Here is a 14,788-nt window from a genome sequence, read left to right as displayed (position 1 = left end):
GTGTCAGTGCGCAACTATAGCCTTACTTAGATCAGGCACGGCCGTTTGAGCCCTGAGCAGGCCGTTTTTCTCCTGCACCAGCCCGAACGGCTCGTCGCGGATAATGATAAACCCATCCAAGTCACAGACTTGCGCCTGGCTGCTTACCTGAATTGCCCCCCAGATGCCTAGCGTCGTTTCAACCATGCAGCCGATCATCGTGTCGAGGCCGTGGGCGCGGGTTTGATTGAGTAGGCGCAATCCGTTGCGGTAGCCACCGGCTTTCATCAGCTTCATATTCACACCGTGAAACTGCTGAGCGATGTCTGCAAAATCAGCGTCGTTGGTTACCGACTCGTCGGCGAAAACGGGATAGGGCGAGCGGGCGCGCAGGTAGCGGTAGTGGTCGGTGCAGGCGGCGGGCAGGGGCTGCTCCAGCAACCGAACCGCGAGACCGGGCAGGGGGGCGATTTTTTCCAGAAACTGCAACAGCGCGTCGGCATCCGTCCAGGCTTCGTTGCCGTCGATAATGAGTTGGCGCCCTGGGAGCGCGCGCGTCACTTCGCGCAGCAGCTCGTAGCCGCTAGCTTGATCTACTTTTATTTTAAGGATAGAAAACCGCCCCATATCCTGCTCCTGAATAAAGGCCGCAACCTCGCCGGGGGGCATTATGGGCAATGTCAGAGCAGTGGGCACTGATGTGGCTGGCTCAGGCAAACCCAACACCGCTGCCACCGACTGCCCCGTGTGCGCAGCCTGCCAGTGTATGTAGGCCGACTCCAAGGCAAAGCTCAGGGCGTGCGCTACGGAGTGATGCTCTAAAAATTCTATTAGCTCATCCAGCGATGTTACGTAGCTCAATCCTTTGGCGGCTAACTGCTCAAACTCTGCTTGTAATCCTTCCGGCGACTCGCCATAACGCACGTTGGGCGCTGCTTCTCCCCAACCTACCGCTCCGCCAGCTTCCTGCTGTACCCGCACCAGCAGGTTAGTTTTGGCAGTGGAGGCGTTGCGCGATATTTTCCAGGTATAGCGCAGCGGCAGCTCACGCGTTTCGATGGTCCAGAGCATAGGAAGGATATTGGGAACAGGCCGCCAGCATGGCACGACCAAGCGCAAAGCTACTTTTATACAGCGCTAAAATCAGCGATGCAGCGCAGTATAAAAAGCCCCCCAACACGATTAATAAACTGCGCAGTACTCAAACCCTTCAACTGTTGCCTGAAAACTTATCTTTGCTGACAATCCCCGGTAACCCCTACCCTATCCTGCATGAAGTTTTCGCGCATTGTTCCGCTCATTTTAATTTTGTCGCTGGTGGCCATTGTGCTCACCGTGCTATCAGCTTATAATATGGTGGCGCTGCCACTCGCCGTGCCCCGCATAGCCCGCTGGCTGGCACTGGCCGCGCTGGTAGTGTATGGGTATCAGCGCCGCTCGCTTACCTTCTGGATAGTAGTTAGCATGTTTGTGGGGGCCGAAATTGGTAATGACTACCCGGTTTTCGCCCAAAGCCTGAAGGTGCTCAGCGACGTGTTCCTGCGCTTGGTGAAAACCATTATTGCTCCCCTCGTATTCGCCACATTGGTTGTAGGCATCGCCGGCCACGCCGATTTGAAGCAAGTGGGCAAAATGGGTATTAAAGCCCTGGTGTACTTTGAGGTTGTTACCACATTTGCGCTATTCATCGGCCTGGCAGCCATTAATATAAGCAAAGCCGGTGTTGGCATCAGCCAGGCCGGGGCCGATACGAGTGAGAAGCTCCAGACCGTAGAACAGTCTACCTCCGACATCATTCTGCACATCTTCCCCGAAAACATCGCCAAGTCGGTAGCCGAAGGGCAAGTGTTACAGGTAGTTGTGTTCGCTATCATTTTTGCTATTGGTTTGGCCATGGTGCACGGCAAGCATCGCCGGCCAATGCTGGAAGTGATGGAAAGCTTGTCGGAAGTGATGTTCAAATTCACTAACGTGGTTATGATATTTGCCCCCCTGGGTGTAGGTGGTGCGCTGGCTTATACGGTGGGCAAAATGGGCTTTGCGCCCCTATTCAACGCGTTCCAGCTGCTGCTCACCCTCTATGTGGCACTCATTGCCTTTATATTGCTTGTGCTGGTGCCCATTGCATTTATTGCCCGTATCCCAATCAAGCGCTTCGTGCAGGCTATCGCCGAGCCAGTGAGCATTGCTTTTGCTACCACCAGTTCGGAGGCTGCTTTGCCACGGGCCATGGAAGCGATGGAAAGCATCGGGGTGCCGCGCCGTATTGTGGCCTTCGTAATGCCGACTGGCTATTCGTTTAACCTTGATGGCACCACACTTTATCTTTCGCTGGCGGCCGTATTCGTGGCGCAGGCGGCGGGCGTGGAGCTGAGCTTTGGTCAGCAGTTGGTAATGGTGTTTACGCTGATGCTTACCAGCAAAGGCGTGGCGGGCGTACCGCGCGCTTCCCTCGTAATTCTGCTGGCGACAGTGGCCTCCTTCAACCTGCCCTCCTGGCCGGTATTCATCATCCTGGGCATCGATGCCCTCATGGATATGGCCCGCACCGCTGTGAACGTAATCGGTAACTGCCTGGCAACAGCCGTGGTAGCCCGTTGGGAAGGTGAATTTGTAGACAACTACGTAGCCGAACCTATTGAAGACCTCGCTGAGGAAGACAGCGCCTTAGCTCAGCATACGCGCTAATAACCTACAACCTTTAACTGCAATTTGCTGCTGCAAGCAACGCCAAGCATGTTCTTGCTTTATTGAAAAAGTAAAAGAGCCCTACTTATGAATAAGTAGGGCTCTTCTGTATACAAAAACGTCGTTCAATTCATACATAGCCAATCTGGTATTTATTCAACTAAATGTATTATTTATTGAATAAGCATACATTATGCCTTATAATCGGTGCCAAAATTGTCTTATTTTTGATATAGCCATGTGCCTATCGCTCTGAATGACAATGTTTATGAAACACGCTCTACGGTGTTTAACCCTTTTGCTTCTGTCCGGAATTATCCTGTCGGGCTGCAAATCGGCGGATAAGGTATTGTTTAAAGCTTCGTCAGCTAGCCTCACCAGCCGTCTGCCGGCCCTACAAGTCGATGTTGACAACAGCCTGCTCATGGTGACCGAGGCCACAGAGTATGATGATGCGCGCAAGATGTTTGAGCAGGAGCTAAATCAAAACATCATCGACGCCGGCGACAGCACCAAGTTTGGCTATGTGAAGCTGCAAATAATGGAAGCCTCCGTGTCCCGGCCGGGTCGGGCCTTGCAGGTTTTCCAGATGATGACATTGCTTACTCCTTCTATGATAGGCGTTCCACTCGGCTGGTATTGCAGCCGGGTGAGGGCCGAAGTGCAGTTGTATGATGCTCACGGTGAGCTACTGGGCACGTATGCCGGCACGGGCCAATCGTCGGTGCGGGTGGCTATGTACCATGGCTATTCTCAGAGCGACGCCCCCCGCCTAGCCGATGTACTAGCCCTTCGCCATGCCCTCGACCAGATTCGGCCCCAGTTGGAAGTAGATGCCGTGGCCTTAAAAACGGAGTTTGCAAACCGTGGTCCTGTCGAAGTAATCATGGGCCAGACCGTAGCCACCAGCCCAAACTAAGAAAAGCCCCCCAGCAACGTAGCTGGGAGGCTTTTTTTATGAAATAGCATTAGGCGGTTACAGCCACCCAAAAGACCAGCCACCCCGCTTCTAATCTAGGCAAGCCAGGCCGCACTTTTAACTGATTGCGGTTGCAGAAAAGACAGCAACAGGCCAGCAAAACGCCCGCGTAACAAGTTTGCAGACTTTCTCGCAAAGCTGTTCGTTAAGCATATGCGCTGGGGGGCTTTTCTCCCGATATCCTCGACGCGCCTACTTATCTTTACCGGCTATGAGGCGTAAATTATTTACCTGGCTGCTGGGGCTATTTGTAGCCCTAGCGTTAAGTGCCTGCTGCGGCAGCGTATCCTGCGAGTGCAACGACACCTTTGAAGATGCTATCTACTTTCAGTTCAACCTCGAAGATTCACAAGGCGCCACTGGCTTCCGCCCCGCCGATGTAGATACCGTTGTGTTGGTACGCTACCCGTATGTTGATCCGTTGGTGCAGCTACCACCAAACGCGCCGAAAGTGCCCAACGATACTGCCCGCATTATCCGCTCCCTAGGGCTGGTGGCTGAGCCGATCATACTCAATACTGCCGCACCATTCACGGCGGGCGGCGCACGCAAGCTCGACGCTTATAAGTATCAGCTCTACGTCGTTCGACGCTTCCCAGGGAGCACTACTCCTCCCGAAACCGTCTTCTACTCACTCGATTCTATTATGCTGGCGGGCCGTTTCGTAGGCGACGGGTGCTGCACCTGCTATCAGAACGAAGGCAAAAAACTACGCGTGACCAAGGCCGAAAAGCCTGGTACCTCAGGCACTATTTTGGATATAACCCCTGCCGAAGGCGACGAGCCAAAAACTGTTGTGCTTAGTCGCTAAAATATTGGCAATGAACGTGCGGCCAGCGGTATTCAGACTTATTTATCTTGCGTATACTAGCCTTGCCGGGCTAGATATAAATGGCTGCTGTCTGTAAAAAAAAAATCATTATCGGGGTTATACGCTTTGTCATGCTGAAAGAATTATCCCCCCACGTCGCCACGGCCTTTCCGTTTGCTACGACTCTGAGTCTGGAGCCGCTGATTGCGTACTGGCAAGCCCGCGAGACTGATCCTAATCCGGGTGTAGCGTTGCTCGCGCGCTCCATTGGTGAGCAGGTGGCCGCCGCCGATTGGGCCCGCGGCCCCATCCTCGATCATGCTACCATTGAGTGCAACTGCGACTTAGTAGAAACGCTCATGCTGGCCGTTATTCCGTCCGCATCTTTCCAAACGGCTATCAGCGGCGTTATTCCGCCTTTCCAGCGCTACAGCTTCTATCATACGCCACGCTTTGCGGAGGTGCTGCTCAATCCACAGCAGAACATCAAGCAGCCGCTGAACGTGGATTCGCGCACCATGGAAGTATACATGGCGCGAATGGCTTACGCCCTGATTCTGGATAAGATATACGGCGTGCAGCTGCCAATTACGGGCTCCATCACGTTTACAGTACCCGATTATAACATTGGCCTATACCGTCACTACAGCGTCGATTTCGACTCTACGTTTCTGGATGTGCGCGTGATTGGTGAGCGCCCCGCGCTTACGTCGGCGCAGTTGGACACGCTCACGCACAACCTGCACCGCACCGATCTGTGGCAGGAGCTTTTGCCCCCCAGCAGCTTTGAGCTAGTGGGTTTCAACATCCTGAATCTGGCGGATGTCACAGAGCAGGAAATTCTCTCGGAACTGAAGTACGACCTGCTGGAGCGCGATGTGCTGCAAGCCTCCGACCGCCTCGAGCAGATTCAGGAAAAGCTGCGGGTGCTGTTTGGACGCCCTTTCTTGCAGCTTGGCATTGCGGCGTATGACGAGAAGAAAAAGGCGTTTGTAGACTTTGGGCGCAAAATCAATCACAGCTTTCTGACCAAGCAACTGGCTCACCAGGAGGCTGGTAGCGGCTTCCGTCAGATTTATTCCCAGCTCTGGCAAGACCGCCAGCCGCTGGTCCTGGAAGATGTTGAGCAGGCCGACATTCCCGAAGATTTGCGCCAGCAGATTCTGGGCATCGGTATTCGCAGCGCAATTCTGGCCCTGCTGCCATACGGCGATGACACGGTGGGTTTGCTCGAATTAGGCTCGCCGAATGTGAACGATCTGGATGAGTTTTGTCTGGAGAAAGTCAACCAGTTTGTGCCCCTGTTCGCGGTAGCGGTGAAACGCAATGCTGAGGAGATTCAGACACGCGTGCAAGCAATCATTAAGGAGAAGTTTACGGCCATTCATCCTACCATGGAGTGGCGCTTCACCGATGCTGCCCTGAACCTGCTGGCCAAAGTAGAGGAAGGCAACAAAAACGCTGAGATTGAGCCTATTGTGTTTCATGATGTGTATCCGTTACACGGCTCCAGCGACATTCGCAGCAGCAGCACTGCCCGCAACGACGCCATTCAGGGCGACTTGATAGAGCATCTTACTCTTGCTAATAAGGTGCTAAAAAAGGCCTCGGAATTTCAGGCCTTACCTATTCTGGACGAGCTCAAGTTCTATGTTTCCAAGCACCTGCGCCGCTTGCGCCAAGGCATCCTGACCGGTGACGAAGTAAGCATTTTTGAGTCGCTGAAGACGGAAGTAGAGCCCCTGTTCGATTATTTGTCTCAGAATACTCCCGATTTGCGGCCCGTTATTGCGAACTATTGGTCCAATATGGACCCCGATCTGGGCATTCTATATAAGCGCCGCAAGGAGTTTGAGCAAAGCGTAACCCTGCTCAATGATACCGTAAGCGACTACCTCGATGAGGAAGAGGAAAAGGCGCAGGAGATGTTTCCGCACTACTTTCAGCGTCTCAAAACTGATGGTGTAGAGCACAATATCTACGTGGGTGCTTCGCTGGTAGAGAACAAGCCTTTCGATCTGGTTTTTCTGAAAAACCTGCGCTTATGGCAGTTGCTGGTAATGATAGAAATTACCCGTCGGACTGCGGAGCTTCGGGACAAGCTGCCCGTATCGCTGGAAACCACCCAGCTGATTCTCATTCACGGTCAGCCACTTAACATTCGTTTCCGCCTCGATGAGCGGCAGTTTGATGTGGATGGCGCCTACAACATTCGCTACGAAATTATCAAGAAGCGGATTGATAAGGCCACTGTGCTGGGAACTGGCGAGCGGCTAACGCAACCAGGCTACATCGCCCTTGTTTATGCGCAGCAGCGCGAGGCCGATGAGTATCTTGAATACCTGGATTATTTGCAGGATCGGGGCCTTTTGGAGTCGGAAGTAGAAGAGCTGGAGCTAGAGGAATTGCAGGGAGTGAAGGGATTATTGGCCCTTCGGGTGAAGGTAAAGCTCTAGGATATTGTTAGATAAAGTGAAGGTAATCTCAATTAGATACTTCCTCTTCATCTAATCGTGCTTCCTCGCGCCACCACAGGTGCAGGCCTGCACGCAGCAGAATAAGCCACGCCAAACCCGCCGCGAAACCTGCCAGCACATCGGTAAAATAGTGGACGTGCAAATACACCCGGCTCAGGCCAATCACGAAGGCCCAGAATAATAGCGCCGCTGCCCAGGCTGGGTGGCGGCCATGGCGCCACAGCAGCCAGGCCAGACAGCCGTACAGTGCTAACCCAATCATGGAGTGGCCGCTGGGAAAGCTGAGCCCATACTGCTGAACTAGAGCAGTATCGGGGCGCAGGCGTTGAAAATGCGTTTTCAGCAATTGATTAAGCAGCGCCGCACCCACAATGGCCCAGAACACTTCCAAACCTTCGCGCCGGAAATTGCGCAGAGCTAATCCTGAGGGCAGCAAGATAGTGGTGGCCACCAAAAACGGCGCAGAAGCAAAAAATGTAATTCCGCGCATCAGCCGCGTAAGTGCGGGCCAATTGGTTCGGTGCGCATCTATCCACTGAAACGCAGCCTCATCCAGCGCCTTCGATTGCTGCTCAAAGACGATGCGCGTGAGGTAAAAAAACACCACGAACGCCATTATAAACAACAAGCTAACCAACACAATTTCCGCTGTCAGCAGCCCTAAGAGCTTCAAAAATCGGGCAGTGAGGTTTTTCATACCGGAAAATAGCGCTTCAACTGTTTTCTTTCCACTATTCTCTCTTCTAAAGAATAGGAAAGGCAGCTTTTTAGCCTTTTGGTATATACCGGATTCTTATGACAGCCAAAGCCTGAAACACATATTCTGGGGGGCTTTTTGCTGGCCCGAAAACAAAAAAAGCTGGCCCGAAGAACCAGCTTTTTTTGTTGTGCGCTCGGGGAGACTCGAACTCCCACACCTTGCGGAACTGCCGCCTGAAGACAGCGCGTCTACCAATTTCGCCACAAGCGCAGCATAAGCTAAATGGCACTTTCCTCGTTGGAGGTGTCTTTTAACGCTGCAAAGATAGGAGCAGCCGAGGCTTTCCGACAATTCTTTTCTCAAAAATTTCTATTCAACACCCTTCTAGCCTAGCTTGCAGGCTGTTCATCAAGGGATTGCAAGGGGCGGCGGAGTCGCTTTTTTGTTTCAAATTCTACGCGCCGCAGCACCGGAATGGCAATTAGCAGCCACACGATACCGGCAGTAAAGCCCGCCAGCACATCGGTAGCGTAGTGCACGCGCAGATACACGCGTGTGAAGCCAATAAGCAGAATGAGAAGCCCCAGAATACTGATCAGGAGCCAGCGCCAGACGGGGCGGCGCACGTGGGTATATACTAAGTAAATCAGGAGGCCATAAAAGGAGGCACTAATCATGGCGTGGCCGCTGGGAAAGCTAAGTCCCGACGCGGAAGTGAGAGGCAGCAAGGGCCGGGGGCGATTGTAAAAATTCTTCAGCACCAGATTGAGTGAAATACTGCCTAGGGCCACCACCGGAATAAGTAGGGAATACCATCGGTGACGGCGCAGAAACAGAAACCAGCCAATCAAGGCGAGGGCCACCGTGGTAATGAAATTGCGTGAGGCTAGAAACGTAATGGCTTCAACCCACACCTGCTGCTCCGCTCCCATCACATCGCGCGCCCAACGAAATGCCTGCGCATCGAAGCTAGCTGCATCCTGGTCGAATACTTCCCGACTGACGGCTAAAAAAACCACCACGCCCACTACCCCCAACGTGAGCATAATGGCAAATTCGGTGATGAATAATAAGAAGCCCGCCAGCAAGCGGCGCAAAGCATTAGTCATAGAGGATGAGTACGGGTACTGAAGTGAGTACGCTGCAGACTTTGGTATGTTTACGCAATCCAGGAAAGCATGCCTTGAGCACCAGCGCTTCAGTTCACGGCTATTCTGGAGGGGCGCAACCTCAGCTACTAACTTTCAACAACTACACCATTCACTTCAAACGCGATACTTATCGAACGCAAATCAGCCTCTTTCGATTTTGTGGCGGCGTTCTACGACCCGCTGGCCCGCTTGGTGTTTGGCTCGGCTTTGCAGCGGGCCCAGCAAGCCGCATTGGCATATTTACCCCCCAGTACTCCGTCGGTGTTGATTGTGGGCGGCGGCACGGGCTGGGTGCTATTAGAAACACTAAAATTGCGGCCAAGGGCGCGTATTTTGTACCTGGAAGCATCAGCAGTTATGCTGCGCAAGTCGCAGGCTTTGCTGCAACGGCAAGCGCCGGCTCATGTGGCGCAGGTCGAATTCAAGCTTGGTACGGAAGCAGATTTGCCCCCCGGCGCTCAATTTGACGCGCTTATCACCTTTTTCCTGCTCGATTTATTTATCCTGCCGGATTTGAGGCTGCTTCTTCCGCGTTTAAAAGCAGTTTGTAAGCCCGGCGCGACTTGGTTGGTCGCCGATTTTTGCCCCACAGAAGTGTGGTGGCAACGCGGGTTGCTGACGGTGATGTATGCTTTTTTTCGCCTTATGGCTAATATCAAGGCCCGGCGCCTGCCACCCTGGCCCGAGGAGCTGGCGCGACTAGGATTGAGCCGTGTATATTCTGAGCGGTTTTTCAAAGGAATGATAGAAGCAGCAGTATTCAAGCTTCCAATCCAATCATAGTATACAGCATTATAAACAAGTTATTTATTCATGTAATTCCTCCCCTCAAAAGCCCCCCAGCGCATATAGGTTGCGCTGGGGGGCTTTTTCATTCAGGTAGCTCAAAACATATTTCGCTGAAGGGTCTGAAAAATCACCCATTTTTACCATTCCAACCTACCTATTCACACACCTGTTACTATGCGGAAAATTGCTACTTCCCTGCTCGCTATTCTTGCTATTTCCAGTGCTGCGCTTGCCCAGGCGCCGGTGCAGTACAGCGTGGCTTTTCCGAATGCAGTGCACCACGAAGCACAAGTGACGGTGGTCTTTTCTGATCTGAAACCTGGCTCATTGCAGGTACGCATGGCGCGCAGCTCGCCGGGCCGCTATGCCTTGCATGAGTTTGCTAAGAACGTGTATGCCGTAAAAGCCACCGACTCTAAAGGCAAACCACTGAGCATCAGCCGCCCCGACCCATCCGGCTGGGACGTAGCCGGCCACGATGGCACTGTGCGCTTTAGCTATACCCTCTTCGGCGACCGCACCGACGGTACCTACGCAGGCATCGACGAGCGCCACGCCCACCTGAATATTCCGGCCACGCTGGCTTACGCTCGCGGGCTTGAAGAGCACCCCGCCCAGGTGCGGTTTGAACTGCCCACCGGCTGGCAGGTAGCTACACAACTACGCCCGGAGGCGGCGGCTAACACGTATTTTGCCCCCCACCTGCAATACCTCATGGACTCGCCCACTTCCTTGGGTGTCCAGCAGGTGCGCACCTGGCAGGAACAAGGAAAAACCATTGAGCTGGCCGTATTACATGAGGGCACACCAGCCGAGCTAGACGCCTACGCCGACCAAACGAAAAAAATTGTGCGGGAGGCAAGCGCCGTTTTTGGTGAGTTACCTGCCTTCGATTTCGGACGCTACACTTTCATTGCCAACTACTTGCCCCAAACCAGCGGCGACGGCATGGAGCACCGCAACTCCACCTCGCTTACCAGTGCCCGCCCGTTGCGCGGGCAAGGAGCAATCGACAACTTGGGCACCGTATCACACGAGTTTTTCCATGCTTGGAACGTGGAGCGCATTCGGCCAAAGTCCTTGGAGCCGTTTGAGTTCGACCGCGCCAACCAAAGTGAGGCGTTGTGGTTTGCGGAAGGCTTTACTATGTATTACGGCGACTTGCTTTTGCGTCGGGCCAATATTCTCACCGAGGCGCAGTACATGAAAGAGCTAACAACTATCGTCAACAGCATGGCAAACTCGCCGGGCGCTCGCTTGTACTCGCCGGTGCAGATGAGCCAACAGGCGCCATTTGTAGATGCGGCGGCGGCAATCGATCCTAACAACCGTGTTAACACTTACCTGTCTTACTACACCATCGGGGGGGCAAATGCACTGGCGCTCGATCTGATGTTGCGTCAGAACTATAAGACGGATCTGGATGCGTATATGCGGGCCGTATGGCAGCAACACGGTCAAGGCCAGCAGAATTTTGCCCCCCAGCGCCCCTACACGCTCCCAGATTTGCAACGAATTTTAGGGGAAGTAGCCCGCGATACGGCCTTCGCCGGTCAGTTTTTCCGCACTCATATTACGGGGCATGAATTACCCAATTATGAAGAGCTATTGGCTCCCGCTGGCCTGTTGGTGCGCCGTGCCCGACCTGGCCAGCCCACTTTGGGTCTCCTCGACTTAACTTTTGCCAACCAAGGTGCTACCATTGCTAGCAGCACCTTGGTTGGCAGCCCGCTTTACCTGGCTGGCGTCGATCGGGAAGACGTATTGCTAAAGATCGACGGCAAAAAGCTTAAGGATCAGGAGGCGCTACAGAAACTGCTCAAAAAACACAAGCCCAGTGACGTGGTTCCAGTAGAGGTTCGTACCCGCGCAGGAGTGCGCACCGTACAGGTTACGCTGGCCGAGGTGCCGGTGGTAGAAGTAGTACCAGCCCCTACAGCTACGCCCGAGCAACTGGCGTTTCGGGCGGCATGGCTGGGCAGTAAGACGAAGTAGAGAGGTTTGCTGTTTTGATTGAGAATCCCCGTCTCGCGCTTATTTACGCGGTTATTCTGCTCGATGTGATCGTGGGCTCGGCTATCGGGCCGATTCTGCCGGAGTATGTGCGCGCGCTACCACAGCCGCAGCTGTGGCTATCGTTGGGTACGGGTCTGTTTTTAGGTGTACAGCTGTTTTCGGCTCCACTCTTGGGCCGCCTTTCCGATGGCTACGGGCGGCGGCCCATCCTGATTTTGTCGGCGGCGGGCACCTTGCTGGCTACGGCTTTACTGCTGCCGGTGCGCACGGGCCTGTACTTCGTCAATCGGCTGAGTGACGGCCTCACTAATGGTATGTACTCTACTATTCGCTCCGCCATTACCGATATTTCGAACAAAGACGACCTGTTCAAAAATCTGGGAATTGAAGGGGCAATTATCTCTTTGGGCTTCGTGCTGGGCCCGATGGCCGCTGGCTTGCTCCTAACCACGCTGGACGTGCCGCAAGTTGAAGAAGCGGCCTATGTCTCGGCTTTAGCGGTAAGTTTGGCGGCGGTGAACGTGGTGCTCAACTTTCTTCTCCCCGAAACCCATAGCCGACGCTCGCCTGTGCGCGGGGCTGAGCTACGCGCCGAGCTAAGTCGCGGTCTGAACCCCTTGACGCTTTGGGCCCGACTACGCGCCAACGATACTCCAAATGGCGACCTGCGCCGCATTGTGCTCATGCAAGTGGCGCTTACGTTGAGCACGGGGTATTATTTCTACTTTGTGCCTTTCGTGAGCTTGGGCGAGCAGCAGATGAACGCGCAAGAAATCTCCTACTTTTTCATGTTTTTTGGGGCCTTGAGCATCGGCCTCAACTATGTGTTTTACACCTATTTCGCCGACCATATCAATCAGCGGCGGGCCATTTTTTGGTTGGCGGCGTTGGGCGTGCCGGTATTGGCTGCCTACGGGCTTATGGGCTCGTCGCGGGTGAACTTATATGTGCTCGTGACGCTAGATTGTCTTACCCTTTCCCTTATTCAGGGCTTGCTAGAGGGCTTATTGGCTCAGCGCACAACTGAGGCAAACCGGGGCGAAGTATTTGGCTTGAATCAGGCGTTGCAGGGGTTAGCTAGCTTCGCTACCACCCTGATATTCGCCGGTTTATCGGTGCTGGATTTGCGGCTACCTTGGGCTTGGTTTGCGCTGTGCTTAGGCGCGGTAGCGTGGCAAGCACGCCGTGGGGCGACGTTGAGTCCAGTAACTTAGGCGTCGATCTAAAGCACAACCAAGGGCTTTTCTTTGCTGGAAAGAGCAACCAATTCGGCCTAAGTAGGGTCTGATAGTTTGCGGCTTCGTACCTTGAAGCTGCTTCCCAGATTTGCGTTTCTTGTTTCGACCTATGCTATCTAAAGTATCTGCTTTCCTTATTGGAGCCTGCCTTTTCCTCACAGGCAACGTGTTGGCCCAAACTTCTACTGACGCAGAGGTTGCCCCGACAACGCCTAGCTTGCTCCGCTCGCGGGTTTCTTACAATCTGAGTGCTGGTGCTACGTTTGCGGGGCGTTTTGGCTCCGCTACTTACCTCAGTCCTACGGCCAGCTACCAAGTCAACAACCGTCTGCGTTTGTTTACCGGCCTCACCTATCTGCGCGTGTTGCCGGGCTCGGTTTATGCCCGCTCCTCCGATAACGTCTTGGCTACAACGCCGATGGTTACCAATCATTACCTAGTGCAGGCGGGCGCCGAATATGCGCTGAGTCCGCGCGTATCGCTGACCGGCACCGCTTGGCGCGATTTCTCAAATTTGCCCCCCGCACCCGGTATTCGCGGCTTTAGTGACGGCAACATGGGCTCGGGCTTCAATATGCGCGCCGACTACAAAATCACGGAAAACATTTCCGTTTCGGGTGGTGTGCGCTACTCTACGGGTGCAACGCCCGGCCTTGGTATGGGCCCCGGCTATCCGTATGGTTGGTAGCCCTTGGCACTATTTAGAAAGCTAAAAAAGCCCCCCAGCCACGGTTGGGGGGCTTTTTTAGCTTTTCTGAACGGGTTGTTTGTTTACCTTTCCACCTCGCTTCCAACTTCTATTTCGCCTTTTTATGGCCGCTCGCACTACGTATCGTCGCAACGAGAATCTGAAAACCATTCGCCCCAATTATCCTGGCAACAAGATGATTGGCAGTGAATTCTGCAACGGCGAAGTGCTGTACGAACCCAAATTCAGCAACGTAATCCGCTGGCAGCTAACCGAAAACCCACAGAAAGCTGAGAAGAAAGCAGATAGTTGGGTGCCGGCTGTGGTGGATTGCGCCGATGCTTTCACCTCGACTGAAGACATGCTGGTGTGGTTGGGCCACGCTACGTTTCTGTGGCGGGTGGCGGGCGTCACGCTGCTGTTCGACCCCGTGTTGTACTCTTCTTTAGGACTGCGGCATCGGCATGCGCTGCCTTGTCGCCCCGAGGATATCACCGGCATCGATTACTTGTTGCTCTCTCACGGTCACCGTGACCACCTCGACCAAGCTTCTATCAAGACAATAGCCCGGCAAAATCCCGACATGCAGGTTCTGGCTCCACTTAATATGACCAAACTGCTGCGCGGCATGGCTCCTAACGTGTCAGTGCAGGAAGCGGGTTGGTGGCAGCAATATAATCTGGGGGGCAATTCTGGGCTAGAGATTACCTACTTGCCCGCCTCACATTGGCACCGCCGCGGCCTTACAGATATGAACCACATACTTTGGGGCAGCTTTATGCTGCGCGTGGCAGACAGGCTGCTCTACTTCTGCGGCGACAGTGGCTTCGGAGGGCATTTTGAGGAAATAGAGAAGCAATTTGGCCCCCTTGATGTCTGCATAATGCCTATCGGGGCCTATAAGCCATCCTTTATGATGCAGCTCAGCCACATGGACCCGCACGAGGCCGCAAAAGCCGCCAATATTCTGCGCGCCGGCCACGTTGTTCCTATGCACCATGGCACCTTCGACCTCTCCGATGAGCCTGCCTCTGAGCCCCTACGCACCCTCCAAGAAGTAGCCAACGGCCAAATGCTGCGTGGCGAGTTGCATGCCCCGGCCGTAGGTGAAATTATGCGCTGGCAGGACTGGGAATAGCAGATCTGGACAAGCGGCGAAAACAGATACGACTGAGTGACTGTTGTGTGGAGCTAACGCGCACCAGCTACGGCCTAGTGAGTTGAGTGCGTCAGTAGGGCACGACCCACTATATCGTGGCCAGAATGCGGTTT

At 54.0% G+C, this 14,788-nt stretch carries 12 protein-coding genes and 1 tRNA gene; 9 read left to right on the top strand and 4 right to left on the bottom strand.

Annotated elements, in window-relative coordinates; all coding sequences use genetic code 11:
• Window positions 1-3 precede the first annotated feature (3 nt).
• Window positions 4-1,050 (bottom strand): dipeptide epimerase, encoded by a 1,047-nt coding sequence (locus tag H8B13_RS10770; protein ID WP_187310791.1) that lies wholly within the window; start codon window positions 1,048-1,050, stop codon window positions 4-6.
• Between the two features lie 201 nt (window positions 1,051-1,251).
• On the opposite strand from H8B13_RS10770, the gene H8B13_RS10765 reads away from it, so the two are divergent.
• The 4 genes from H8B13_RS10765 to H8B13_RS10750 all read left to right on the top strand — a co-directional run bounded on the left by H8B13_RS10765 (window position 1,252) and on the right by H8B13_RS10750 (window position 6,913).
• The gene (locus H8B13_RS10765) at window positions 1,252-2,667 is read left to right on the top strand and encodes a dicarboxylate/amino acid:cation symporter (protein ID WP_187310790.1); all 1,416 of its coding nucleotides are present in this window, start codon (window positions 1,252-1,254) and stop codon (window positions 2,665-2,667) included.
• Between the two features lie 298 nt (window positions 2,668-2,965).
• Window positions 2,966-3,586 (top strand): hypothetical protein, encoded by a 621-nt coding sequence (locus H8B13_RS10760; protein WP_187310789.1) that lies wholly within the window; start codon window positions 2,966-2,968, stop codon window positions 3,584-3,586.
• A gap of 271 nt (window positions 3,587-3,857) precedes the next feature.
• Window positions 3,858-4,457, top strand: coding sequence for a hypothetical protein (locus tag H8B13_RS10755; RefSeq protein WP_187310788.1), 600 nt, complete (start codon window positions 3,858-3,860; stop codon window positions 4,455-4,457).
• Window positions 4,458-4,588: 131 nt separating this feature from the next.
• A complete protein-coding gene (locus tag H8B13_RS10750; protein ID WP_187310787.1) occupies window positions 4,589-6,913 on the top strand; it encodes a GAF domain-containing protein in 2,325 nt (774 codons plus the stop codon).
• A 28-nt stretch (window positions 6,914-6,941) separates the two neighbouring features.
• On the opposite strand, the gene H8B13_RS10745 is transcribed toward H8B13_RS10750, so the two are convergent.
• The 3 genes from H8B13_RS10745 to H8B13_RS10735 form a co-directional block, all read right to left on the bottom strand.
• On the bottom strand, window positions 6,942-7,631 hold the full coding sequence (locus tag H8B13_RS10745; protein ID WP_187310786.1) for a phosphatase PAP2 family protein: 690 nt from the start codon (window positions 7,629-7,631) through the stop codon (window positions 6,942-6,944).
• Between the two features lie 191 nt (window positions 7,632-7,822).
• A tRNA-Leu gene (locus tag H8B13_RS10740) sits at window positions 7,823-7,904 on the bottom strand.
• A 119-nt stretch (window positions 7,905-8,023) separates the two neighbouring features.
• The gene (locus H8B13_RS10735) at window positions 8,024-8,743 is read right to left on the bottom strand and encodes a phosphatase PAP2 family protein (protein ID WP_187310785.1); all 720 of its coding nucleotides are present in this window, start codon (window positions 8,741-8,743) and stop codon (window positions 8,024-8,026) included.
• A 201-nt stretch (window positions 8,744-8,944) separates the two neighbouring features.
• On the opposite strand from H8B13_RS10735, the gene H8B13_RS10730 reads away from it, so the two are divergent.
• From H8B13_RS10730 to H8B13_RS10710, 5 genes are all read left to right on the top strand, one after another.
• The gene (locus H8B13_RS10730) at window positions 8,945-9,568 is read left to right on the top strand and encodes a class I SAM-dependent methyltransferase (protein ID WP_187310784.1); all 624 of its coding nucleotides are present in this window, start codon (window positions 8,945-8,947) and stop codon (window positions 9,566-9,568) included.
• 180 nt (window positions 9,569-9,748) lie between these two features.
• Window positions 9,749-11,569 carry a M61 family metallopeptidase gene (locus H8B13_RS10725; RefSeq protein ID WP_187310783.1) on the top strand — a complete coding sequence of 607 codons (1,821 nt, stop codon included), beginning with the start codon at window positions 9,749-9,751 and terminating at the stop codon, window positions 11,567-11,569.
• A 14-nt stretch (window positions 11,570-11,583) separates the two neighbouring features.
• The gene (locus H8B13_RS10720) at window positions 11,584-12,804 is read left to right on the top strand and encodes an MFS transporter (protein ID WP_187310782.1); all 1,221 of its coding nucleotides are present in this window, start codon (window positions 11,584-11,586) and stop codon (window positions 12,802-12,804) included.
• A gap of 133 nt (window positions 12,805-12,937) precedes the next feature.
• A complete protein-coding gene (locus H8B13_RS10715; protein WP_261990312.1) occupies window positions 12,938-13,516 on the top strand; it encodes a hypothetical protein in 579 nt (192 codons plus the stop codon).
• 124 nt (window positions 13,517-13,640) lie between these two features.
• Window positions 13,641-14,654 (top strand): MBL fold metallo-hydrolase, encoded by a 1,014-nt coding sequence (locus H8B13_RS10710; RefSeq protein ID WP_187310781.1) that lies wholly within the window; start codon window positions 13,641-13,643, stop codon window positions 14,652-14,654.
• Window positions 14,655-14,788: the final 134 nt, after the last annotated feature.

It is taken from the genome of Hymenobacter sp. BT188 (assembly GCF_014333585.1).
Lineage (GTDB): Bacteria > Bacteroidota > Bacteroidia > Cytophagales > Hymenobacteraceae > Hymenobacter.
This window is presented reverse-complemented; position numbering and strand designations above follow the sequence as displayed.

What these genes read in the sequence shown, in the direction of transcription:
- H8B13_RS10770 (WP_187310791.1), bottom strand. Translation starts at nt 1,050, where the DNA reads ATGCTCTGGACCATCGAAACGCGTGAGCTGCCGCTGCGCTATACCTGG.
- H8B13_RS10765 (WP_187310790.1), top strand. Translation starts at nt 1,252, where the DNA reads ATGAAGTTTTCGCGCATTGTTCCGCTCATTTTAATTTTGTCGCTGGTG.
- H8B13_RS10755 (WP_187310788.1), top strand. Translation starts at nt 3,858, where the DNA reads ATGAGGCGTAAATTATTTACCTGGCTGCTGGGGCTATTTGTAGCCCTA.
- H8B13_RS10750 (WP_187310787.1), top strand. Translation starts at nt 4,589, where the DNA reads ATGCTGAAAGAATTATCCCCCCACGTCGCCACGGCCTTTCCGTTTGCT.
- H8B13_RS10745 (WP_187310786.1), bottom strand. Translation starts at nt 7,631, where the DNA reads ATGAAAAACCTCACTGCCCGATTTTTGAAGCTCTTAGGGCTGCTGACA.
- H8B13_RS10735 (WP_187310785.1), bottom strand. Translation starts at nt 8,743, where the DNA reads ATGACTAATGCTTTGCGCCGCTTGCTGGCGGGCTTCTTATTATTCATC.
- H8B13_RS10725 (WP_187310783.1), top strand. Translation starts at nt 9,749, where the DNA reads ATGCGGAAAATTGCTACTTCCCTGCTCGCTATTCTTGCTATTTCCAGT.
- H8B13_RS10715 (WP_261990312.1), top strand. Translation starts at nt 12,938, where the DNA reads ATGCTATCTAAAGTATCTGCTTTCCTTATTGGAGCCTGCCTTTTCCTC.
- H8B13_RS10710 (WP_187310781.1), top strand. Translation starts at nt 13,641, where the DNA reads ATGGCCGCTCGCACTACGTATCGTCGCAACGAGAATCTGAAAACCATT.